Genomic DNA, 21,877 nt, shown 5'->3' with positions numbered 1-21,877 from the left:
GGTCAATATGTCTTACGAATTTAGAGATATATTTAAGAGAGTCGGCGAAGAACGGCTTGAGGGAGAAAATACTTATCGCGACCCAACGACTGTATCACCTATCCAAGCTCAAATTCAGAGAGGAAAGAAAGACATTATATCAATTGAGTTAGCTCGGTGGATTCGAACTAAAATGTTCGGGATTGATGTTCGCGAATCGCTAGCAAGATTTGTGGAATGGATTTCAGTTTTAACTAACCAGACAATTGATAAAACAGAGCAAACCTCCAAACGTCAAAACGATGTCGAACAGAGACAGGATGATACAGAAAAAGATGTTAAAGACTTCAAAGATGATTTTAATCGACGTTACGATGAGCAAATAGCTGGCAACACTGATTTAAATGAAGTGATTGATGCAAGGGGAGGTGAGTTAACTTTAAATAAACGTTTATCTAAAATGCAGCACATGGTGGATAGTGGCATAGAATATGTAACATATTCTATGTTCGGTGTTAATTCTCAAAAAAAATATTATAACCCATCAAACAATAAATATTATTTGGATGAAGACTTTATAAATGAGTATGACAATGATGACGGAATAAAAATAAAGCAAGCTCATCAATTTGCTTCAGACAATAACCTCCCTATTAAAGTTTCTAAGGGTTGTTTCCTAATTAAAGAGACAAGGCGAATTCCTATAACTACTAATATAGATTTTGGTGACTCAACTTTTTATATTCAGGAAGACGGAAGAGCATGGTGGGATAATGTGTTTGAAGTCACTGGTGACGAAGAAATAAAAATAGACGCAAACAAAATAAATTTACCCATAAAAAAGGGTACGACATCCATTCCTGAATTATCTGATTTTGAAGGAAGCTTTGTAGTTATTGAAGATAAAAATGACATTACTATGATGAGGTCTGATAATGGTATCGTACATCACAACACTCAGCTATTTGTTGTTGAGAAAAATGGAGAGTTGATTTCTGAAATAACAAAAGACGTTCACAACATTACCAGTATTATCGCTAAAAAAATTCATCAAAATCATTTAATAATTACAGGTGGAACTTTTTTATATGACGGTAATTTTAAATCTACATTGTCAGGACCTTCAAATGGTTTTTATATTGACAGAAGCAAAGTCAAAATTTCTAACCAATTTGTAGGCATTCTAGGTTCCGATGAGTCAGAAGGCCAATTCAATGGTTTTTATAGACCAGATAACGTTTATGATTTTGAACTAAGTAATGTTAGAGTTGTCCCTCGATCTAATAATGGAAACTCAACTTATGGTTTGACTGGTGAAAAAGTTTTACAATACAAAATTATACAAGTTACTGCTCTTGGTGATAAATCTAACTGGGGAGTAATGGGAACAAACTACATTAAGGATCTAATTATAAAAGATAGTCGCTTAACCAGAGTTGATGTACATTATGGTGCGCATAATATTTTTATAGAAAATAGTGTACTTGGCGGGATAAATGTCACTGGCAGCGGACGTCTTTCGGTAAATAATACTCAAGTTTATAACAATTTTTTTATTAGTTTTAGAGGTGACTATGGATCTATGTGGGACGGGGATATTTATATTTATGAATCTAAACTAGTCGTTGAAAACAACAACTCGGTAGGCATTATTAGCTTTCAAGCTAAATCTAATCATAATTTTGGCACCGATCTTGTTTTTGGAAGAAATATTCATATAAAAAACTTCAGTGTTGACTACCTTACTAATAACGATAAAGAAGCGTACCTATATTCAAGAAGTGGATCAGTGAACTTAAATGACGTTTATATGCCAGAAACAATGTCTTTTGAAAACGTCCATTCTAACAGATCTATAGGTTTTATTTTTCTTAATACCTTAGGCAATTCGCTTAGAAATAAAAGTAGAAAAGTTAACACCATTAGATCAATCGAACCAAATGATATTAACATCGACACTAATGCTACTTGGTCATTTAAAAATATACACACTACATATGTCGTTGGTACGCCAAAAGATTTTAATACTAAAAAACATATCACGTTTTGGTCTGGTGCTTCTCCATATAATTTATCTGAAAGTAATATTGTTCCGGAAATTACCATAGAAAACTGCAACGGAATATCCGTTGTTTCGGAAAATGTACTTTTTAAACTTGTAATAAAAAATTCGACAATTAATACATTGAACTCAAATGGTTATATTAATGTTTCTATAGAAAACTCTGACATAAAGCCGAATTATAACGCTAGCAAAAACGAAACAGATGACAGTAAAGCAATTACTTTAAAAAAAGATCAGCTATCTATCCTAAATGTTAATGTTTATCCAACATATCACAATGGAGTGAAGAATTTAGGCTACACTGTAGGGAAAAACGGTTTGTTTGATATCAATTGGAAAAAAGGAACATATACGGTTACTGCAGGCAAATTCTTGGGAGTAACTTTATTGCCTGAAATAGTCAGAAGTATAAGAGAATATAATTTATCAGCTTACAAAGGTAACCAGTTATTGGAACATCTTCGGCTGTCGGCTGTCGGGGCAGAAAATATAGAAACTGAATATTAAAAAAGAAGGAGGTGAGACATGAAACAAGAGCAGTTCGATAATCACGAAGAACGTATCACAAGACTTGAAGAAAATGACGCCATCATGTCGATACAAATTGCTGAAATTCAAGAGGATTTACGAGAAAGATATGATCGAATTGACGAGTCCAATAAATATCTTAGAGATTTATCACTACGACAAAACGAGCAGAACTCACAAATACTAAATGCTGTTTTGAAGGGAAATCAGGATAGTAAAGAACGAGAGGATAAACTCAAAGAAACAACTGAGAATAAGAAGTCTGAATTTTGGGTTGCTGCTGTGGGGTCTGGAGGGATTATCGCAGTTCTGATTGAGTTACTGACAAACTTCTTGAAATAAATATAGAAATGAGGAAATGCAATGAAAATAAGTAACAGCACTTATGATATTTTAAAATGGGTAGCTTTAATTGTATTACCAGCTTTAGCAGTTATGATTAGTGCGCTGGGTGAAGTGTGGGGGATTGCGAATGCGGAAGCCATTTCAACCACAATCAATATAGTATCTGTATTTGTTGGTACATCACTAGGCTTTAGCACTTATGAATACAATAAAGGTGATAAGAATGAATAAACAAGAATTCATCAGCACAGTAGCGGAGCTAGCGGTTAAATACCCTAGCCCGTTTTTTAATTCGGTCACGATCGCGCAGGCCATTCATGAGACAGGTTGGGGGACAAGTGACTTAGCGATTAAAGCAAATAATCTTTTCGGCATCAAAGCAAGCGCTCCGTGGACGGGTCCCGTGTTCAATAAAGACAGTATGGAAGAGCGTAAAGGTGTTAAACGATTCGAGAATTCAGACTTTCGTAAATACTCATCGTGGGAAGAGTCAGTCAAAGACCATGCGACTTTTTTAGAGTCCACCGAATATCGTAAAGAGTACTATAGCAGGGTTATCAATGCAGCGTCCGCAGTCGTGCAGGCGGAGCGATTGACAGGCACGTATGCCACAGATTCGGAATATGGCAAGAAATTACTTCGATATATGGATGAGTACAACTTGTATCAATACGACAAGGAGGAGCAAGCTAAAATGCAGAAATTTACCAAGCCACAAATGACGGATAGACGTAGGCAAGCTTTGGGCTACCCTAGCCACGGAGCGTATACTAAGCGGTCTTTATCAGCTATCAAGCAAATTGTATGGCACTATACCGCAACCACTCACGCAGGGGATGCAATGGATGTCATCAAAGCGCACGAGCATTTTTGGCGCAATACACACGGTTGGGAAATTGGTGGTTACCACTTTTACATTGATCGCCAAGGGAAGATTGTCCAAAATTATGATTTATCTATTGTCACTTACGGCGCAGGTCGCTTAAACCCGCAGTTAGTCCATGTATGTTGTGAAGCTTCCAGCGCAAATAACTATACAAAAGCGCAAATTGAAGCGCGGGAAAAAGTAACCTTGTGGTTGATGCAGGAGTTAAATATTCCAGCTAGTCAAGTCAAAGGGCACAAAGAAATACCGTATAACTCAACATCATGCCCGGGCTATTCAACCACTCAATTAAACGATTTTCGGGCGAAATTAGGCGAGAAATTCAAACGTGGGGGTAATCATCCTAGCGTTAACGCATTTAACCCGCAAGGACTAAAAGAATTCAAGCCAGCGGACTACAAAGCGCCGCGCTTACCATTTGCTGAATTAAAAGTTGGCGATACTGTGACGCTAGCCGAGAATTGGTCTTGGTACAATCCGGGGAACGGTAACTTAATCAAATCTAATCGCTACGCTGAACTCATCGGTCAGCAAGATGAGATTGTGGAAATTAAAGAGGTTGAAGGTTTTAACCACAGTACAAAGATTTACAAGCTTAAAAAATACAATTCGTGGCTACCGCAAGAATATGCCGAAGAAAGCAAGAAGGGTTGGGATTTAGTCAAAGTTGACCCAGGCATTGAGGTGGTGGAACTTCAAGACGGGGAATACTTAGACAAAGATGGTAATGTTTGGATTTGGGTGAAGAAGTAAAATTTATGTTATAGTGCGCCTAAAGGGCTAACCCCGCTTGATTTATTTCAGGCGGGGCTTTTTTGTGTTATAATAATTCTACTCGAGAAGAGCGCAGTGGCAATCATCCTTAGCGGGAAAGTGCGTTCGGCGGGAAGTGTGTCCCAGAATGGGGTAGTCGTAAGGCGAGAATTCATATCTTTGCCGTTTTTATTGCTCAGATTCGCCCCAGTGTGGGGCGTTTTGTTTTATAATATATTTAATAGCGCTGGCACCTCAACGGAGACTAGTACGGGGACCTTCTCGCTTCAATTAGTGAGGAGGTCTTTTTTACTACTTAATTGGATTACTATTGACCGCTTACTTTTTCATAGTGATTTGTTTGTGATATAGTTAAAAGTAACAAAAAGTAACAGCTGTCAAAGACTAGTTTTTGAAAACAAACAAGGCTCCTTGAAGAGGATGGCGGTCTGCTTGAACAACAATATCTGTAGAGATACTTCCTATAACAACTATATCCAATAGTCAATCCACCTTTCTTTTTTTGGTAAAGCGCTTTATCAAATCCTTAAATATATCTTACCAACAAAAGAAAGCGCTGTCAATAAATAAATTTGATTTTTTATAGTATAATATGAAGAAAGGAGGAGGAACCTTGAAAGTAAGACTAAAAGATATTGCTAAAGCAGCCGGTGTCTCTCCGACAACTGTCTCTTTAGTTTTAAACAACCGGCCGGTTAGGGTCTCTGACAATACCAGGAAGAATATTCTTAAACTTTCTAAAGAATTAAACTATATCCCTAACCAACAAGCGCGTAGTTTAGCTAAAAACCAAACAAATATGATTGGGTTGATTGTACCTAACATAGAAAACCCCTTTTTTGCATCAATAGCAACAAGTATCGAAAGTTTACTCACGGAGTATAATTATATAACAATTATTATGAACTCGAATGATTCTCATCATTCAGAAAAGAAAATGTTAGAGAAAATGACGGCCTTAAATGTTGATGGACTAATTATTGTTTATTCTAATGAATTTTTCTTCACCCATTCAGTTGACTATATTCAAAAGAAGAAAAGAGCTATACCCACAATTCTTTTAGACCGCTACATCGAAGATGTCGAATCTCCACAGGTTTATTATAATAATGAATTAAGTGGCTATATTACGACGAAATTTTTAATTTCAATAGGTCACCAGAATATCGGGATGCTTGGGGCGAACGAAACACTAATTAACAGCCGTCATCGTTATAAAGGATATAAAAAGGCTTTAAAGGAGCATAATATTGCTATAAACGAAGATTGGTATGTCGAAACAGCAATTACCTTTGAGGATGGATACAATAAAGCTGATCAAATTCTACGACACGGTGAAGTAACATCAGTCATCTGTGGTAATGACTTGTCTGCACTCGGTTTTATGCGCCGTGCAGAGGAAATAGGATGTAGGATTCCAGATGATATCTCTGTAGTGGGTCATGATAATATTGAACTCAATCGCTATTCGTCGAAACCTTTAACCTCAATCGAACAAAATCCAAGAAAATTGGCCGAGTATGCCGTAAATAAATTAATTAATCAAATTGAACATAAATCTACTAATCATAGTTTTTACAGCGACATCATTCTTGAACCTAATTTAGTCATTGGTAAAACCACTAAAAGATTGTAAAATATAAAAGCGAAGGATTTTACCCCTTCGCTTTTGCAAGTAACTATATTCGCTATTCAATTTTATCTACTCTAACCGCATGGCGCCCACCTTCGAACTCAGCTTGTAGCCACGTATCAACGATTAATAAGGCTAGCGAATCACCAATTACCCTAGCTCCTAGACACAGAACATTTGAGTTGTTGTGTTCACGTGTAACTTTTGCAGTATATACGTCACTGACTAATGACGCACGAATTCCCTTAACTTTATTGGCAGTAATTGACATACCAACACCCGTTCCACAAATTAAGATGCCAAGCTGGCTTTCATTATTAGTAATGGAAGCCGTAACTTTCTTACTGTAGTCAGGGTAATCAACGGACTCATTAGAATTAGGACCATAATCTACAATGTCATATCCCTGATTTTGTAAATGGTCAATAATTGTATGCTTTAATTCAAATCCACCATGGTCTGATGCGATTGCTATCTGCATTGAATTGCCCTCCAAGTTAATTTAGACTATGCTTTCTTAGCATGGTCTTTTGATTTGGCATTATCTTGACCGTAGTAAGCATTCTCTCCATGTTTACGATAATAATGCTTATCTAGTAAATATTGCGGTACTCGATTGTCACGATTTGTTAACATTAAGGCATGATAGTTCATCTCACATACAACTTCTAGAACTTTTGCATTAACAACAGAGTCTTTTGCAGATTTACCCCATGAGAAAGGTCCATGTTTCTCAACAAGTACCGCTGGTACTGCCATAGGATTAATTCCTCTTTGTTCAAATGTATCCACAATGACCTTTCCAGTATTCTCTTCATATGCTTCTTCAATCTCTGCTTTGGTCAATTCGGGTGCAACTGGGACTGGTCCATAGAAATTATCAGCATGAGTTGTATTCATAGCTTGCACCTCAACACCAGCTGTAGCAAAAGAGACTGCCCAGGGTGAGTGAGTGTGAGTAATCCCTTGAATATCAGAAAATTTGTTATATAAATAAGTGTGCGTTGGCGTATCACTAGATGGATTTAAATCTCCTTCAACGACTTCCCCATCTAAATTCACAACAACCATATCTTCAGGGGTTAATTTATCGTAGTCAACGCCAGAAGGCTTGATAACAAATAAACCTTTCTCACGGTCAATGCCTGACACATTGCCCCATGTAAATGTTACTAAATCATATTCTGGGAGTAACATATTCGCTTCGTATACTTCTTGTTTTAATTCTTCTAACATTGTTATCCTCCTCATTAATTAATCGGTTCGATTTCAATTCCCACTTCTTCAAAAATTTCTTCAAAGAAAGCTTTTGCAGCCTTAATTTCATCTATCGCATTATCACTTTTCTCGGTCCACATTTCGATTGTATAGCCACCCGTATAACCTATACGCTTCAAGGTCCTGAGGCAACCCATAAAATCAACACAACCTGCACCAAACGGAACTTCTTTAAATTTACCTTCGAAATCCTCTGTTACAGCTAATGTATCTTTTAAATGAATACACGTGACATAATCAATGTTATTCTCTAAATCAACTGCCACATCGTTTTCAGGCCAAGCAGATATATTACCTAAATCAGGATAAGCCTGTAGCCAAGGACTACGAATCTCCCGCTTTAAGTCTGCAATTTTCTGTGTATTATTTAGAAACGGATCATCCATCGTTTCAATTGCAAGAGTAATTCCTTTAGATGCAGCAATTTCAACACATTCTCTAAGTCCTTCTACAAATAAAGCTCTAGAATCTACTGTCTTCTCTTCATAATAAACATCATAGCCAGCCATTTGAATATTACGGATACCTAAATCGCAGGCTAAATTAACTGCTTTACGCAGCATCTCTATGGAATGTTCTCTAACCTCTGGGTCACTTGAACCAAGCGGGAAACGGCGGTGGCCACTTAACATCAATGTATGAATACGTATGCCTGTTTCAAAGCTTGCATCTAGAAGTTCTTTCCGCTCCTCTTTAGACCAATCCAGACGTGCTAAACGTTCATCACTCTCATCTACCGAAAACTCCATATAATTAAAGCCTAATTCTTTAATTAACTTGAATGTATCTAACCAAGTCCCTTGAAAAGGAACAGCTTTTTCGTATATCCCTAATGAATTCAATTGAACTCCCCTTTCGAATAAAACTGACCATCAAAACGCTTTCAAGCCTAACATAGAGTTTACCATATTTTTGTCATTTGTCAATACAGATGTCATTTGTTTTTGGGTGACCCCTAACAAAAAAGGACAAGCAAAGTTATTTCGCTCGTCCTTATCATTTACTTATGTATTAAGCCCAAAGCTCTTTAATCTTATCTTTTAATTCTTTAGCAGCTGCAGCTGGATCATCAGCTTCGGTAATAGCACGACCTGCGATGAATGTGTACACATCTACCCCTTCGAACAATTCAATGGTTTCGAGATTTAAGCCACCTGTTACAGAAACTTTGAAGCCCATGTCAACAAGCTTTTTGACTTTCTCAAGGTCTTTCTCACCCCAAGTTACACCAGCTAACAACGCATCACGACTTTGGTGATAGACAACTTGCTCAATACCATTGTCTAACCATTCTTGCGCTTGTTCAAACGTCCAATCACCGTACAATTCAACTTGAATATGGTCGATTTCTTTAGCTGCTGAAGTCATTGTTGCAACTTCTGCTGCACAGATACAGGTCATGATATCTGCACCTTGATTCTTACAGTTGCGTGCAATTGTTGTTCCAGCATCCGCACATTTCGTATCGGCTACGATAGGTTTGTCTGGGAATAATTTGCGTAGGATTTGTACAACTTCACTTCCCACTTCACACATTAAAACCGTACCCGCTTCTACAATATCAACTTCCGCACCTACCGATACTGCAGCTGCCACTGCATCTGCAGTATTAGAATGATCTAGAGCTACTTGTAAATTTGGAATTGCCATAATTATTTTCCTCCTATGAAATTATAATTCAATTGATAAACGTTTGATTATTTTTTGTCGTATCCGCCAACACCTGCACGTATCGCAGATACTACTTTTCCACTGAATGACTCATCGTCTTGAATTCCGCGATGACGCATAGCTAAAGCTGAATAAATGGCTGGCACAGGAACATCCATATTCATCGCTTCATTTACAACCCAATTAGTTGACTTTGAGCCTTTAACATGTCCACTATAACCTTCTAAATGATTATCATTAGCAAATGCATCTGCAATAATTTCTAGTACCCAGCTACGAATAACTGACGATTTGTTCAAAGCAGCTGTCACTTCTGCTAAATCATAGTCAAACTCAGATTTTTCTAAGATTTCTAGACCTTCACCATAAGATTGTTGAATTCCATAATAAATTGCATTATGAACCAATTTCAAGAAATGGCCACTACCAGTTTTGCCAGTATACACATAGCCTTCAGGCGTAGCTAACGAAGAGAATAGTTCTTCAATATCTTCGTAAACTTGCTTGTCGCCACCAATCATAAAGCTTGCACCATTACGTGCGCCCGAAACACCACCTGATGTTCCAACATCCATGAAATAAGCGCCTTTTTCTGCAAGTAATTCTCCGCTCTTCATACTGTTATGATGATTTGAGTTACCACCTTCAATGACAACATCATTTTCTTGTATGTATTCAAGCATATTTTTTACAGTATTATCTGTAATTTCACCTGGTGGTAGCATTAACCAGAAAATACGGTATTTTTCATCTGAAAAAGCATTTTGCATGAAAGTATCAAAGTCGGTTGTGGCTTCAATTCCTACCTCTTCTTTTATCCTATTGATATTGTCTTCACTTACGTCAAATGCATATACTTCATGACCGTGGTCCACCATATTCTGAACTAGTGGATACCCCATTTTCCCAATACCTATCATATTAACTTTCATGTTTTAATAACTCCTTTCAGTTATTCTTTTTCCCAGCCCATAACAGCATGTTCTGCTGAGTCTAAGATATGCTTATACAGTTTGTCAAGATCCATTGATGCTCTATTAGAAATAGCTTCAATTAAAAGTGGTAAGTTTACTCCTGTAATGACTTTATAATTATCCCCTTCGATATCTCTGGAATTAATAAGCGCTGAATTATAAGGTGATGCCCCAAACATATCAACGAAAATCAAGACACCATCTTCAGACATAATCTGCTCAGTTGTTTCTTTAACTTCCTCGCGAAACTCATCAATATCTTGACCACGCTTTAATTCATTATGGGCAACTTGTTCTGTGTTGCCTATAATCATATCCACTGAGTCAATAATACCTTCCGCAAATTTACCGTGTGTGATTACTTGAATTCCTATCATTTATTCAATACCTCTTTATTAATAATCTCAATTGGCTCTTTACCAGCCTCCATTAAAGCGACATCCTCTACGACTTTATCACCCATTAACTTTAAGCTAATATCCGTATACGCTCCAATATGAGGTGTTAAAATGTTATATTCGTAATTCTTTAACCTGCTATCTTCTGGAATTGGCTCAGTTTCAAAGACGTCAGTTGCATATGCCTTTACTTTCCCACTATCTAAAGCAGCAACTAAATCATCTTCAACCACTAAAGCACCGCGAGCTGTATTGGCAATCAATACGCCATCTTTCATCTTGGCAAACTCGTCAGCTCCAAGCAGGTAGAGTGACGTTTCAGTAATAGCCGCATTTAAGGAAATGACATCTGAGCGTTCCAACAACTCATCTAATTCGACCTTAATTGCGCCATGCTCTTTCATTTTTTGGGCTGACACATTTGGATCATATGCAATAACTTCAGTACCGAAACCGTTGTGAATAATCTCTGATACGCGACTACCAATGTTGCCTAGACCGATAATACCTAACGTTAGAGCATGCAGTTCAGTTCCAAAGAAATTTGCTTTTTTGCCCCACTCACCTTGCTTTAAAGCATAATCTGCTGGCACAACATGACGAATTAAAGCCATAACAAAGGCCACAGAAAGCTCTGCTACAGTATCTCGCTCATAGTCACCTACGATTTTTGTTACGTAAACACCATGATCCGTTGCTGCCTCAATGTCTACGTTGTTATAACCTAACCCATGACGAGCAATCATTTTAAGATTAGGTGAATTTTCAAAGAATTCTCTGGGGAAATTAGGGGTAACACTTGGAATAATATATTCATACTGTTGAAGCAATTCTGCAAGTTCTTTACCCTCAATGTTAGGATCTAAATCTCGATAGAAATCAACACCGCCTAACTCATTTAGTCGATCGATTTGTTCAGGGAAATAACGACCAAAACTTTTGGAATTGATAACCGCTGTTTTATTACCACTCATTAGTAAGTCACCTCGCTAAGCTTCTTCTTACTAGCGCTTGGCATTGTCTGGAAAAACACATCAATATTATATTCATCATTTAAATTTTTCAGCATATTGAACTGTTCCTCTGTCAAGGCTACCGAGTCCGCAACAAATTTATTGTCGTCAGTTTTCGGGGAACCTCCAACATTTAAAACTTCAAACGGGACACCTGCTTTGCGAGTCTCGTAAGCATGGTCAACATCTTTGAATAGAAGCATCACTTTATCATTTCCAAATTCATTATCATTCCACTCTTGTACAACTTCTTCAATCGTGAAAACTTTTATACCAAAAGAATAATTATTCTGAAGATTAACATAAAGCATTTTCATAAAGTCATCATTTGCTGTAGGATTATCAACAACATAAATTGTATTAATCCCTGTACTGTTAGACCATCCTGTCGCTACCTGACCATGAATAAGTCGTCCGTCAACACGTGCAAAATTAATTTGTCCCATTTAAATCATCCTTTTTCTTTATAAAATTATAGAATACCGATTGCAGCAAGCGTACCCACGATTAATGTAATCCATCCAATAGCCTGAAGAGGTTTTAGTCCTTTCTTTTCAAAGTAGAAATAGACTCCCATTATTAATGCTAATGGTAATAGACCGGGCATGATACCATCTAAAATCTCTTGAATTGCCCATGTATTACCTTGAAGTTCAATGACCAAACTCGAACTCAAGCTTACAAATGTTGAACCAATAATACCAGTCATAAAGACACCTAATAGTGAGAGTCCATCGATATATGTACTCATCATGCCGCCACCTAAAAGTTCCGCTGCAGCTTGGCGCCCAAGGTTATACCCCATGCGGATAAAGAAGGTACCTTCGATATATGTCCATATTGAAAAAACTATAGCTGGCAAAACAGCGCCTAACCAATTCCCATTCATTGCCAAAGGTAAGAACAATGAAATAAAGATATAGTGTAAGGTACCGTTACTGATAGAATCTCCGATTCCAGCTAATGGCCCAAAAAGAGCTGTTTTTGTACTTTCTATCATGTCCCCTGAGACCATTGGTTCGTTACCAGCATCTAACTCAGCTTTACGCTCTTCTTCTAAAGATGCGGCGATGCCCAAAATAGATGCACACCACGAAAATTGGCCGTTAAAGAAGTTGAGCGAGCGTTTAGTTGCTTCACGTAGCTGTTCGTCATTATCGCCATAAATTTTCTTTAAAGCCGGGTTCATTCCGTAAAAGAAAGCTGGCCCAATCCCACGTTCATACGTACGCATCGTCTCATGACCTGTATACCAGCGTAATAGCATTCTATTTAAATCACGATTTGTAAGTTTCTTTTCTCTTGCTTCTGCCATTTCAAAGCCCTCCTATACTTTCTTCTTACCAGCTTCTGTTCTGATTAAAATATAAATTCCAGCAACTAAGACACCGATAATTGCCCATGTAACTGTTGATACACCTAATGGCGCGAGAACAAATCTTAAAATATATGCCAAGAAGAAGAACCACATATATTCTTTACGACCAATGATACGGAGAAGCAAGGCGATACCAACCGCTCCAAGTGCCCCACCAATTGTTTCTAGAACGTGGAAAATAACACCGCCTTCTAATCGAGTAACAACATCCGCAACAACGTCTGCCCCCCAGTATAATGCAATAAAAATTACAGGAATATGAATGATTAAAGAAACTGCTTGAGGAACTACGTGTATACCAAAATGATATTTACTTTCATCTAGATCTGCCGCTATTTTATCGACATATCTTAGAGGAAATGAGTTACCCATTTGTTTTAATTGATACAGATAGCCACCTAAAATCCCAACTGGTACCGCTACCGCAACCGCGGCTTCTGTTGAAAGTCCCGAAACAATCGTTAATGGGACTGCTATTGAAGCTGCTACTGCTGGTTCAGTTGGCATTTGACCTCCTGGTGCTACTTGCCCCATTGTAATTAGCTGAATTGTTGCCCCTGTTGCAACGCCAGTCGGAATATCACCCAATACTATCCCACAAAATAAACTTGTAAGTAACGGTGAGAACCTCATATTAAGTGATAAAGGCCCACCAAAAATTCTCCCTTGAGTTAGACCAACCCAAATAGCAATCAATAATGCCTGCCATGCTGCCATAATAAACCTCCTAGTATTTAGATTTAATTGAATTCGCTTCATTTTCTCCTAAAAAAAATTTAATTAACACTGAATTCAATTAACTAAAATTTATTATAACATTGTTTTTCTGTTTGTCAACGTTTTCATTATTATTTATTCTCGTTTGTCAGCACAAATGATAACGTCCTACAAATTACGCAGTACTAGACCACACAATTCACTCCATTAGGCCATTCTATAGCTATTTAAGACCAAGCAAGTCGTGCTTGAGGCCAATAAGAACTGTCACTTACTGATTATGGTGAATGGTTGTTCTATATTAGTGCACCCTACATGGGCAATATCTTAGTGGTGAAAATTAATTGAAGGAAGATGGTGACAAATGGTTGCGCTGACGAACAGAAACTTTATACCAAAGCTGAGGTAAATGGATGAGCTTGCTGCACAAAGCGAAGTCCGATACTACACGAAATCTGTTACAATATATAAAGTAACGATATGCGTAGAAAGATATCTCTCATATCGAGCGCACCCAGAATAAAGAGTGATACGTGTCTGTATCGCTCCTTATTTTGAGGCAATCAAGCAAAGCGTGGTAGCTTGCTCAGTTCAAAATTTTTTCTAAGTTTTTCTTACTCACAAATTTGATAAAAATAGTTCATTTACATTTGCGGAAGGCACATTTTCATTATTTTCACAAAAATTAAGTATTTCGTGTAACTGATATTGCTCCACGTATCTTATCGAATGATTGCATATTAATCTCCTCATCGCTGTACATTACTATGGTATAGATGATATCCATAACTGTGAGGTAAAGTATCCTGGAAGTTAAACTTTCTGCTCTAAATTGAGCTTCATCAGAAATTACAATTATCGTTTCATCAGAATAGTTCATTAATTCACTCCCTGGATTGCCTGTTAAAGTTATAACAACTGCTTCTGTTTTCGCTATTTGCTTTGCTAAATTAAGTGTTTCTATAGTCATCCCAGAATGCGAAAAAAGAAAAACTATGTCTTTTTTTGTTAACTTTGTAGCTGTTATTAGTTGAAAATGATAATCATGAATATAATTACACGAATATTTTGTCCGAAGGAATTTATGATATGCATCGTATGCAACGACAGACGATCCTCCTTGGCCAAGAAAATATAAATTTTGTTTATTTTTTATTAGTTCTATAATATGCGTAATCCGCTCTATTTCTAACGTATCTTTTAGGATATTTAATGATAATTGGTTAAATTGAATAACTTTATGAGCCATCTCTTCAAATGTATCTCCTTGACTTACATCCGAATAAATTGCCAAACTATTATCTGGAATCTCATCTGTGGAAGTATGTGCTGCTAAGGTAATCTTGAAGTCTTGAAAGCCTTCAAACCCAAGTTTTTTCACAAAATTAAAAATAGTAGTTTGAGAAACCCCTGTTTCATTGGAGAGTTTAGCTATTGTTTTATTAACTAATTCATCGCTTAATTCAAGAAAATATTTAGCTAAAATATCCTCGCTTTTACTGAATAAGTGGCTATTATTTCGAATAAGTAATTTTAAGTATCGGTTCATATCATCACCTCTTATGTATTATAGCATTCTTTCAGTAACACTGAACTTCTTTCTTTTTCGACATGTCTTCTATAAAATTTTTTTCTATGGTATTATTAAGCTAAAAAATCGAAAGGCTGAGAAATATGGGCGACATAAAAAATATAATTTTTGACTTGGATAGTACTTTGATTGACTCAGATAGCATTTATTTTAAAGGTTGGCTTCATGCATTCAAATCAAAAGGCATCAAAATAGATGAGAATATAATTCATTCACTTGTAGGTCTGAGTATTCCTGATTCAACTAGAATCATTAGTGACTACGTTGAAAGTTATGATCTTGCCTTAGAACTAAGAAGCCTTAGAGAGGATTACTTTTATTCTTGTCTAGAGGAAGACAAGCTCAAAATGATGCCTTATGCTATGGAATTATTAGTTTTTTTCTATGAAAATGACTTTAATATTTCTTTGGCCACCTCCACTCATGCAGATAAAGGGGAAAGAATTTTAGATACGCTACAACTGCAAAAATTCTTTGTAGCAAAAACTTACGGAGACCAAGTCAAGAACCCCAAACCTCATCCTGAAATATACCTCACCTCATTAGATAAATTAGATGCAAAAGCAGAGAATTCAGTTGTAATTGAAGATAGTTTAACAGGCTGTACTGCTGCTATTAAAGCTCAAATCCCAACATATCTAGTACCATACTCCGAAAAAATAGAAGTGATTTCACCTCTAGTGAATATAGTAAGTTCGTTAAAGGATGTGTATACTCATTTTAAAGACATACATCAACCCTAATGTCCCCAAGATATAATATCTCATGAATTATTCATAGGAATTAATAATAAAAACCCTTGCTAGTAATAAATGAACTGCCCCCTGTCTACTTGACAGGGGGCAGTTCAGTCGACAACATCAACGTTTTTGATATTATCGACCAAGTCGTAGATATTATATTTTGGGGAAATTAGGATATAAAGAAGAAATTTATTCGGCCGAAGCAGATTAATCTAGCTACGAAATGGCACGCCTTGCTTATGACCGTCATCCCAAGGGGCTTGAACTCTCCGACTTCATGATTTGGGCCGATGAGCATATGCTTCACGTTCAGTAGAGTCATGAGGCCGTCCTGGGCTATACGAGGAAAGAGCATCTCTTCCCTAATAATGGTCTACCTTGTGTTTCGATACTTTATGATTCGATAGATCGCGGTATTATGAAGACGAAGAATATTGATTTGCTTGAGAAAACTTCTCACAAGAAACGCTCTCCTCATAACCAAAGGCAAACATCGAGTTCATTAGGAACCACCATTGAAGAAAGACCTCAAGAGATTGAAACATAAGAAACATTCGGTCATTGACGCAAAAGATGCAAAATATGATTTATTACTGACACTCGTGGAAAGGCAAACGCGCTTTGAGTACCTCGTTCTAATCTCTTGGAAAAGTTCTCAAGCCGTTGTAGGTGCAGTCATGAAGCTTCTAGAAGTTTCTGGAGAAGATGTAACGTATCTGTTCAAATCAATCACAACAGAAAATGGGACAGAGCTTTCAGACCTTTAAGAAGCCTACCTGCAGATTTATTATTGTCACCCATATAGCTCCTGGGAACATGGAACGAGTGAGAATTAACATAAACTAATCCGCCGTTTTATTCCTAAGTGAACACGCATTGACTCCACCAGTGATGAGCAACTCAAAAGAATTCAACAATGGATGAATGGCTCCCCACGTAAGCAATTTGCCTTTTATACGGCCCATGAACTATTTGTTCGGACTTTTAACTAAGAACGTAATGCCGCATAAGACGTTATCATTTGACTTGGGGCCCCGCCGATATGATGTTATTGGGCCAATTCGAGAAACTTCTCTGATGAACAAGGTCCCATCTCGCTAATCGCAAGTATCATGCCGGAACACCCCAAATAGAATGATAACAATTCGATGTTTCACAAAGTCTAGACTCGATTGCTACAGTTCTAAGTTTGTGAAAAATACTTACAGTGGTTAACTAAACTTGAAATTAACGTTGATCATACAACTTACCACTTAGAAAAAGTGTAAAAAATACTTGATGATTACAATACGAAGGCACTTATCTCTATTTGTTCTATGAAACTAAGTTTTTATTTAATTTTATTTACTATATCTGCTAACTCTTTATTTGCAGTTTCACCATTATCCTTCATAATTACCTCCTCTGAAATAATAAATGAACCGCCTACTGCTAAAATTGAATCATTTGCTAAAAACTCAACTACATTGTCCTTATTCACCCCGCCGGTCGGTACAAATCTAACATTATTAAATGGACCACTCAAAGCTTTTATAGCTTCGAGCCCACCATAAATATTTGCTGGGAAGAATTTTACCGTATCAATATCATATTCTAATACTTTAACGATATCAGTAGGGGTTACTGTCCCAGGGAAGACAGGTAAATTAATTTCCTTACAATATTCTAATACGGAAATCGATACTCCTGGCATCACGATAAATTGCGCGCCGTTTTCTACCGCTTCTTTAGCTTGTTCAACATTCGTGACTGTCCCCGCGCCAACAATTAATTTGCCAGACTCTGAAAAATATTTAATGGCTTCACTTGCTAAGTCGCTTCTATACGTTACCTCTATAAAATTTAATCCGTTATTAAGAAGTACTTCTTCTACCTTGTCTAAATAACTCATATCAGTAACGGTATATAATGGCAATAATTGTTCCTCAGCTAGTTGATTCAACATTTCTTTTCTATCCATCTTTTCTCCTACTTTCTAATTAAAATATCTTGAAATCATTTTTATTTTAATTACAAAAATCTATTTTAAAAATATCCACAATCATTTTCGAAAAAACAGTTATATTTCTCAACATAACTGTTCGTAATCTTTATTTACTGTTTTTTAAAATAGCTTCATGTAAACCTTGCATATAACCAATACCTATAGCTCGATCATAAAGCCCATAACCTGGGCGAGCATTCTCTCCCCAAATTGTTCTTCCATGGTCAGGTCGAATCACTCCATTAAATCCAACTTCAACTAAAGCTTCCATAATGGCGTACATGTCAAGATTACCACGGATTGAATAGTGGGCACATTCTTTAAACTTCTGCTCACCAAGAAACTCAACATTTCTAAAGTGCACAAAATTAATTCTATCTCCAACTTCTTTAATTATTTGAACTAAATCATTATCTGGATCAGCGCCTAGAGAGCCTGTGCACAAAGTCAATCCATGATTAGGTGAATCTGAGAGAGAGAGGATAGCTTTTAAGTCCTCCAAATTTTTTGTGATTCTTGGAAAACCAAATATTTCCCAAGGTGGGTCATCAGGATGGATAGCCATCTTTACTCCCGTTTCATCACAAACAGGTATAACTTTATCAATGAAATATGCATAATTATCAAATAATTTCTCACGCGTTATTCCATCATAAAGACTCAATAAACTATTAAATTTTGCTAAGCGTTCTTCTTCCCATCCAGATAAAGCAAAACCTTTCGTTTGTTTTTGGACATATGAAAAAACTTCGCTAGGTTCCATATTATCTATAATGGACTGATCATATACTAAATTTAAACTACCATCGAAATCCTCATAGTTCAAATTTGTCTTTAACCAGCCAAAAATTGGCTTAAAACTATAACAAATAAGTTTCACATCACATTCGGCAAGATTTCTTATAGTTTGAATATAGTTATCAATATAGTAATCCCTTTCATCAGTTCCAGCTTTAATAGCATCGTGAATTGAAACGCTTTCGATACCATCTAAATTCATACCTTCTGCTTCAATCGTTTGTTTAAGTTCGTTTATTTCGGCAACTTCCCAAACATCACCTGGCAACTTATTTAGCAACGTCCCAACAACTCCTGTTACTTCTGGAATCTGTTTAACATATTGAAGTGGAATGTTATCGCCTTCTCCATACCATCTAAAACTCCATTTCATCTTTTTCACCTCCTGTCATGTAAAGCCTATAATTTATTTGATTTCTGTCAAGTTTAAAAAACTCATTTAACTCATACTTTTATTTTTAAAGTTTCCAAAAATAAACCGTAACTAAAAGTCTGAATTGTAAAATTAAGATAAAACAACAAATAAGATTATTTGTGCTACACTATTTATGAGACCAATCATAAATAAAGAAGAAGACACAAAATAGCCTACACGCATCTTACCACGAAAGAACTGACTTGGATAGAAAACTATTACGAAATCGGTGAAAAAGCTTACAACGTCTCTAAAAAGTTAAGAAGATCTGCTCAAACCGTCTAAAATGTCTATCATTATTTAGACGATAGTTGGACTATCATCGACTATTATGAACGCTACAAAGCTAACAAATCTAGGTGTTACTTTAAGAAAAAGCAGCTCAGGGGGTACTTAAGGTGGTTAGCACAAGTGTGTCACCAAGTTCAATCACTCATAATATAATGTGAAAAGTTTCTAACTTAAATTGACAATCGAGAGCAATAAAGCGTCTGTTTCTCCTTAGCCTAATCACCTTTTACTTACTTTTTGTTTCATTAGGAACCACCGGTAATCCTTTAACCCTGGCTCGTTTCTCCATATAGTTGGTAACAATTGGAGTTAGAATTGAAGTAACAATCACTGCCGTGGCCACAATTGCTGTAGCTGATTCTGCTATAGTACCAAATTGTTCTGGCGCTAATTCAGCTAAGACATGGGGAACCGATACACCTGCCCCTGCAGTTGAAGCAGCGGCCCATCCCGCAATTCCATCTGATTTAGCCACATAACGATCTAGAAATGCCATCACACCACCCGATACAAATATTACAAGCAGACCCACAATAATCCCTGATAAACCTGATTGGATAATCTGTCTAAAATCCAAGGTAAAGCCTAGCGCGCAAGAGAAGAATGGAATAAGAATACCCACGCCAGGGGCAAACATTTGTCGAATATCCTGATCAAGCGTCCCTAAGATTAGCCCTAAGATAAACGGTAGTAAGGTTGACATTAATGCAGGTAGTGGGAAGCTCGCCACACCAGCCATTCCCATAATAATCATAGTGAAAAATGGTCCTGATTGCACACTAATAAATGGAAATGCCGCTATATCTTCATTGCGTCCATATGGTTCAAGGATAGAAATATACAAGCCCCCATTAGTTTGTGAGAAGGCTGCTACAATCGCTAAAGTCGATACACCGGAGAGGATACCTGTCTGGATTCCTTCAGATGGAATTATTCGACTTAAAACTATTCCGAGTAAAGCCGCTAATAAGACTTTGCCTCCAGAGATTAATAAACCTTTTTTTACGATATAACCAGAGTTGCCTTTAATATCAATCGAAGCTCCTACGCAAAAGAAGAAAGCAAATAAAATTGCCGAAGCTCCATTAATATAAGCACCCGTAACACCTCCAAAATATTCTGCTAGATTAGGAAAGAGTGTATTAAGGGTTGCACCAAGGAGTAATGGCACAACGACCATTCCTCCAGGTATTTTCTGAATTGTCTTAAGTATACGCATATGTATTTCCTCTTTCTATTCTCCAGGTGTATGAGTATCCATAAATACTTTTAATTGTTCTTGTGTAGGTAATCCATCGTTATCACCTGGATGATTTACTTGTAGAGCTCCAATAGCATTTCCACGAAGAATCGCTTCCTCTAACGATAAACCTTCTAATAATCCTGTTGTTACTCCAACAGCAAATCCATCACCAGCCCCCACAGTATCAACTACTTCTACAGAATATCCGGGCACAGTGCCTGTTTGGCCGTCATGTGTTGCATAGTAGGCACCTTTATCGCCTACCTTCACAACTACTGTCGGTACGCCCTTCTCAATATAGAACTGAGCTATTTCTTCTGGCGTCGCATCTTCTTTTCTAATGAGAATTTGCCCTTCACTAACACCTGGTAAAAAGATATCACAGTATTGAACTAATTCATTCACAGCATCTATCATTTTATCTTGACTTGACCATAGTGTTGGACGTAAATTAGGATCAAATGAAATAGATTTCCCCATTTGCTTAACTTCTTTAGCTACTTTGAATGTAAAATCAAAAGAACTATCAGATAGCGCGGCAGGAATACTTGTCATGTGCAGATGACGTGCATTATTAAAATATTCAGCATCGAAATCCTCAGGCGAAATCTTCGAAGCTGCGGATCCTTTTCGGAAATATTCAGTTGGAGGGTCACCCTGATCAACTTTCGCTTTAACGTACATTCCAGTTCGCTCATTAGGGTCAACTTGTACTCCATTGGTGTCCAATCCTTCGGCTTCCATTGCTCGAATCAAAAAACGACCAAACATGTCATCGCCTAATTTGGTAACCTGGCCAGCCTTCATACCTAATCTTGAAACACCTGTTACTACATTAGTTTCAGCTCCTGCCAACGCTCGAGAGAAACTATTAACGTCTTCTAAATCTCCAGTCTCATTCGCATAAAACATAAATAACGGTTCCCCAAAAGTTACAACATCTAGCATTATAATTCCTCCTATATTTCTTATAGTTTTTTCATAAATCACATGTATGTTTTGGGGCACCACCTCCTTTTCTAAATTAGGTTAACCGGTTAACCTTCCAAAAAGAACCTTATAACAATTCTCTCTCAACTAAATTATTTCTTATAGTTTTTTCATAAGTCACATGTATGTTTTGAGGCACCACCTCCTTTTCTAAATTAGGTTAACCGGTTAACCTTTCAAAGA

Annotated in this window: 22 protein-coding genes; 7 read left to right on the top strand and 15 right to left on the bottom strand. The window is 37.0% G+C overall.

The window, feature by feature from the left end:
* Positions 1 to 7 precede the first annotated feature (7 nt).
* The 5 genes from CL176_RS02045 (at position 8) to CL176_RS02025 (ending at position 6,213) form a co-directional block, all read left to right on the top strand.
* On the top strand, positions 8 to 2,551 hold the full coding sequence (locus CL176_RS02045; protein ID WP_118989821.1) for a hypothetical protein: 2,544 nt from the start codon (positions 8 to 10) through the stop codon (positions 2,549 to 2,551).
* 18 nt (positions 2,552 to 2,569) lie between these two features.
* The gene (locus CL176_RS02040) at positions 2,570 to 2,914 is read left to right on the top strand and encodes a hypothetical protein (protein WP_118989820.1); all 345 of its coding nucleotides are present in this window, start codon (positions 2,570 to 2,572) and stop codon (positions 2,912 to 2,914) included.
* Positions 2,915 to 2,935: 21 nt separating this feature from the next.
* Complete coding sequence (locus tag CL176_RS02035) at positions 2,936 to 3,148, top strand: phage holin (protein WP_118989819.1); 213 nt, start codon at positions 2,936 to 2,938, stop codon at positions 3,146 to 3,148.
* Positions 3,141 to 4,556, top strand: coding sequence for a glucosaminidase domain-containing protein (locus tag CL176_RS02030; RefSeq protein ID WP_118989818.1), 1,416 nt, complete (start codon positions 3,141 to 3,143; stop codon positions 4,554 to 4,556). The genes CL176_RS02035 and CL176_RS02030 overlap by 8 nt, the downstream gene beginning before the upstream one ends.
* Positions 4,557 to 5,190: 634 nt before the next feature.
* Entirely contained in the window at positions 5,191 to 6,213 is a 1,023-nt protein-coding gene (locus CL176_RS02025; protein WP_162890771.1) for a LacI family DNA-binding transcriptional regulator, read from the top strand.
* A 52-nt stretch (positions 6,214 to 6,265) separates the two neighbouring features.
* On the opposite strand, the gene rpiB is transcribed toward CL176_RS02025, so the two are convergent.
* From rpiB to CL176_RS01970, 11 genes are all read right to left on the bottom strand, one after another.
* The gene (gene rpiB, locus CL176_RS02020) at positions 6,266 to 6,691 is read right to left on the bottom strand and encodes a ribose 5-phosphate isomerase B (RefSeq protein ID WP_118989816.1); all 426 of its coding nucleotides are present in this window, start codon (positions 6,689 to 6,691) and stop codon (positions 6,266 to 6,268) included.
* A 26-nt stretch (positions 6,692 to 6,717) separates the two neighbouring features.
* The gene (locus CL176_RS02015) at positions 6,718 to 7,446 is read right to left on the bottom strand and encodes an L-ribulose-5-phosphate 4-epimerase (protein WP_118989815.1); all 729 of its coding nucleotides are present in this window, start codon (positions 7,444 to 7,446) and stop codon (positions 6,718 to 6,720) included.
* 14 nt (positions 7,447 to 7,460) lie between these two features.
* The gene (locus CL176_RS02010; RefSeq protein WP_118989814.1) at positions 7,461 to 8,330 is read right to left on the bottom strand and encodes an L-ribulose-5-phosphate 3-epimerase; all 870 of its coding nucleotides are present in this window, start codon (positions 8,328 to 8,330) and stop codon (positions 7,461 to 7,463) included.
* Positions 8,331 to 8,499: 169 nt separating this feature from the next.
* Entirely contained in the window at positions 8,500 to 9,144 is a 645-nt protein-coding gene (locus tag CL176_RS02005) for a 3-keto-L-gulonate-6-phosphate decarboxylase UlaD (protein WP_162890978.1), read from the bottom strand.
* A 41-nt stretch (positions 9,145 to 9,185) separates the two neighbouring features.
* Positions 9,186 to 10,091 carry an NADP(+)-dependent, decarboxylating phosphogluconate dehydrogenase gene (locus CL176_RS02000; RefSeq protein WP_118989812.1) on the bottom strand — a complete coding sequence of 302 codons (906 nt, stop codon included), beginning with the start codon at positions 10,089 to 10,091 and terminating at the stop codon, positions 9,186 to 9,188.
* Positions 10,092 to 10,111: 20 nt separating this feature from the next.
* A complete protein-coding gene (locus tag CL176_RS01995) occupies positions 10,112 to 10,510 on the bottom strand; it encodes a PTS sugar transporter subunit IIA (RefSeq protein ID WP_118989811.1) in 399 nt (132 codons plus the stop codon).
* Positions 10,507 to 11,505 carry an NAD(P)-dependent oxidoreductase gene (locus tag CL176_RS01990; RefSeq protein WP_118989810.1) on the bottom strand — a complete coding sequence of 333 codons (999 nt, stop codon included), beginning with the start codon at positions 11,503 to 11,505 and terminating at the stop codon, positions 10,507 to 10,509. The genes CL176_RS01995 and CL176_RS01990 overlap by 4 nt, the downstream gene beginning before the upstream one ends.
* Complete coding sequence (locus CL176_RS01985; RefSeq protein WP_118989809.1) at positions 11,505 to 11,990, bottom strand: PTS sugar transporter subunit IIB; 486 nt, start codon at positions 11,988 to 11,990, stop codon at positions 11,505 to 11,507. Before CL176_RS01985 ends, CL176_RS01990 begins: the two co-directional genes overlap by 1 nt.
* 26 nt (positions 11,991 to 12,016) lie before the next feature.
* Entirely contained in the window at positions 12,017 to 12,859 is an 843-nt protein-coding gene (locus tag CL176_RS01980; RefSeq protein ID WP_118989808.1) for a PTS system mannose/fructose/sorbose family transporter subunit IID, read from the bottom strand.
* Positions 12,860 to 12,871: 12 nt separating this feature from the next.
* Entirely contained in the window at positions 12,872 to 13,639 is a 768-nt protein-coding gene (locus CL176_RS01975; protein ID WP_118989807.1) for a PTS mannose/fructose/sorbose/N-acetylgalactosamine transporter subunit IIC, read from the bottom strand.
* A gap of 685 nt (positions 13,640 to 14,324) precedes the next feature.
* A complete protein-coding gene (locus tag CL176_RS01970) occupies positions 14,325 to 15,188 on the bottom strand; it encodes a MurR/RpiR family transcriptional regulator (RefSeq protein ID WP_118989806.1) in 864 nt (287 codons plus the stop codon).
* A gap of 125 nt (positions 15,189 to 15,313) precedes the next feature.
* Between CL176_RS01970 and CL176_RS01965 the strand changes: the two genes are divergently transcribed.
* Positions 15,314 to 15,973 (top strand): HAD family hydrolase, encoded by a 660-nt coding sequence (locus CL176_RS01965; RefSeq protein ID WP_118989805.1) that lies wholly within the window; start codon positions 15,314 to 15,316, stop codon positions 15,971 to 15,973.
* A gap of 515 nt (positions 15,974 to 16,488) precedes the next feature.
* Positions 16,489 to 16,740 carry a hypothetical protein gene (locus tag CL176_RS01960; RefSeq protein WP_118989804.1) on the top strand — a complete coding sequence of 84 codons (252 nt, stop codon included), beginning with the start codon at positions 16,489 to 16,491 and terminating at the stop codon, positions 16,738 to 16,740.
* A gap of 563 nt (positions 16,741 to 17,303) precedes the next feature.
* Here the strand turns inward: CL176_RS01960 and CL176_RS01955 are convergent.
* The 4 genes from CL176_RS01955 to CL176_RS01940 form a co-directional block, all read right to left on the bottom strand.
* Positions 17,304 to 17,933, bottom strand: coding sequence for a bifunctional 4-hydroxy-2-oxoglutarate aldolase/2-dehydro-3-deoxy-phosphogluconate aldolase (locus CL176_RS01955; RefSeq protein ID WP_118989803.1), 630 nt, complete (start codon positions 17,931 to 17,933; stop codon positions 17,304 to 17,306).
* Positions 17,934 to 18,063: 130 nt separating this feature from the next.
* Complete coding sequence (gene uxuA, locus CL176_RS01950; protein WP_118989802.1) at positions 18,064 to 19,128, bottom strand: mannonate dehydratase; 1,065 nt, start codon at positions 19,126 to 19,128, stop codon at positions 18,064 to 18,066.
* Positions 19,129 to 19,687: 559 nt separating this feature from the next.
* The gene (locus tag CL176_RS01945) at positions 19,688 to 20,680 is read right to left on the bottom strand and encodes a 2-keto-3-deoxygluconate permease (RefSeq protein WP_118989801.1); all 993 of its coding nucleotides are present in this window, start codon (positions 20,678 to 20,680) and stop codon (positions 19,688 to 19,690) included.
* 15 nt (positions 20,681 to 20,695) lie between these two features.
* Positions 20,696 to 21,652 carry a sugar kinase gene (locus CL176_RS01940; RefSeq protein ID WP_118989800.1) on the bottom strand — a complete coding sequence of 319 codons (957 nt, stop codon included), beginning with the start codon at positions 21,650 to 21,652 and terminating at the stop codon, positions 20,696 to 20,698.
* Positions 21,653 to 21,877 lie beyond the last annotated feature (225 nt).

Source organism: Suicoccus acidiformans (genome assembly GCF_003546865.1).
Taxonomy (GTDB): domain Bacteria; phylum Bacillota; class Bacilli; order Lactobacillales; family Aerococcaceae; genus Suicoccus; species Suicoccus acidiformans.
This window is presented reverse-complemented; position numbering and strand designations above follow the sequence as displayed.

Excerpts from the sequence above, each read along its gene's own strand:
- CL176_RS02045 (WP_118989821.1), top strand. The coding sequence starts at position 8 with ATGTCTTACGAATTTAGAGATATATTTAAGAGAGTCGGCGAAGAACGG.
- CL176_RS02040 (WP_118989820.1), top strand. The coding sequence starts at position 2,570 with ATGAAACAAGAGCAGTTCGATAATCACGAAGAACGTATCACAAGACTT.
- CL176_RS02035 (WP_118989819.1), top strand. The coding sequence starts at position 2,936 with ATGAAAATAAGTAACAGCACTTATGATATTTTAAAATGGGTAGCTTTA.
- CL176_RS02030 (WP_118989818.1), top strand. The coding sequence starts at position 3,141 with ATGAATAAACAAGAATTCATCAGCACAGTAGCGGAGCTAGCGGTTAAA.
- rpiB (WP_118989816.1), bottom strand. The coding sequence starts at position 6,691 with ATGCAGATAGCAATCGCATCAGACCATGGTGGATTTGAATTAAAGCAT.
- CL176_RS02015 (WP_118989815.1), bottom strand. The coding sequence starts at position 7,446 with ATGTTAGAAGAATTAAAACAAGAAGTATACGAAGCGAATATGTTACTC.
- CL176_RS02000 (WP_118989812.1), bottom strand. The coding sequence starts at position 10,091 with ATGAAAGTTAATATGATAGGTATTGGGAAAATGGGGTATCCACTAGTT.
- CL176_RS01995 (WP_118989811.1), bottom strand. The coding sequence starts at position 10,510 with ATGATAGGAATTCAAGTAATCACACACGGTAAATTTGCGGAAGGTATT.
- CL176_RS01990 (WP_118989810.1), bottom strand. The coding sequence starts at position 11,505 with ATGAGTGGTAATAAAACAGCGGTTATCAATTCCAAAAGTTTTGGTCGT.
- CL176_RS01985 (WP_118989809.1), bottom strand. The coding sequence starts at position 11,990 with ATGGGACAAATTAATTTTGCACGTGTTGACGGACGACTTATTCATGGT.
- CL176_RS01980 (WP_118989808.1), bottom strand. The coding sequence starts at position 12,859 with ATGGCAGAAGCAAGAGAAAAGAAACTTACAAATCGTGATTTAAATAGA.
- CL176_RS01975 (WP_118989807.1), bottom strand. The coding sequence starts at position 13,639 with ATGGCAGCATGGCAGGCATTATTGATTGCTATTTGGGTTGGTCTAACT.
- CL176_RS01970 (WP_118989806.1), bottom strand. The coding sequence starts at position 15,188 with ATGAACCGATACTTAAAATTACTTATTCGAAATAATAGCCACTTATTC.
- CL176_RS01965 (WP_118989805.1), top strand. The coding sequence starts at position 15,314 with ATGGGCGACATAAAAAATATAATTTTTGACTTGGATAGTACTTTGATT.
- CL176_RS01955 (WP_118989803.1), bottom strand. The coding sequence starts at position 17,933 with ATGGATAGAAAAGAAATGTTGAATCAACTAGCTGAGGAACAATTATTG.
- uxuA (WP_118989802.1), bottom strand. The coding sequence starts at position 19,128 with ATGAAATGGAGTTTTAGATGGTATGGAGAAGGCGATAACATTCCACTT.
- CL176_RS01945 (WP_118989801.1), bottom strand. The coding sequence starts at position 20,680 with ATGCGTATACTTAAGACAATTCAGAAAATACCTGGAGGAATGGTCGTT.
- CL176_RS01940 (WP_118989800.1), bottom strand. The coding sequence starts at position 21,652 with ATGCTAGATGTTGTAACTTTTGGGGAACCGTTATTTATGTTTTATGCG.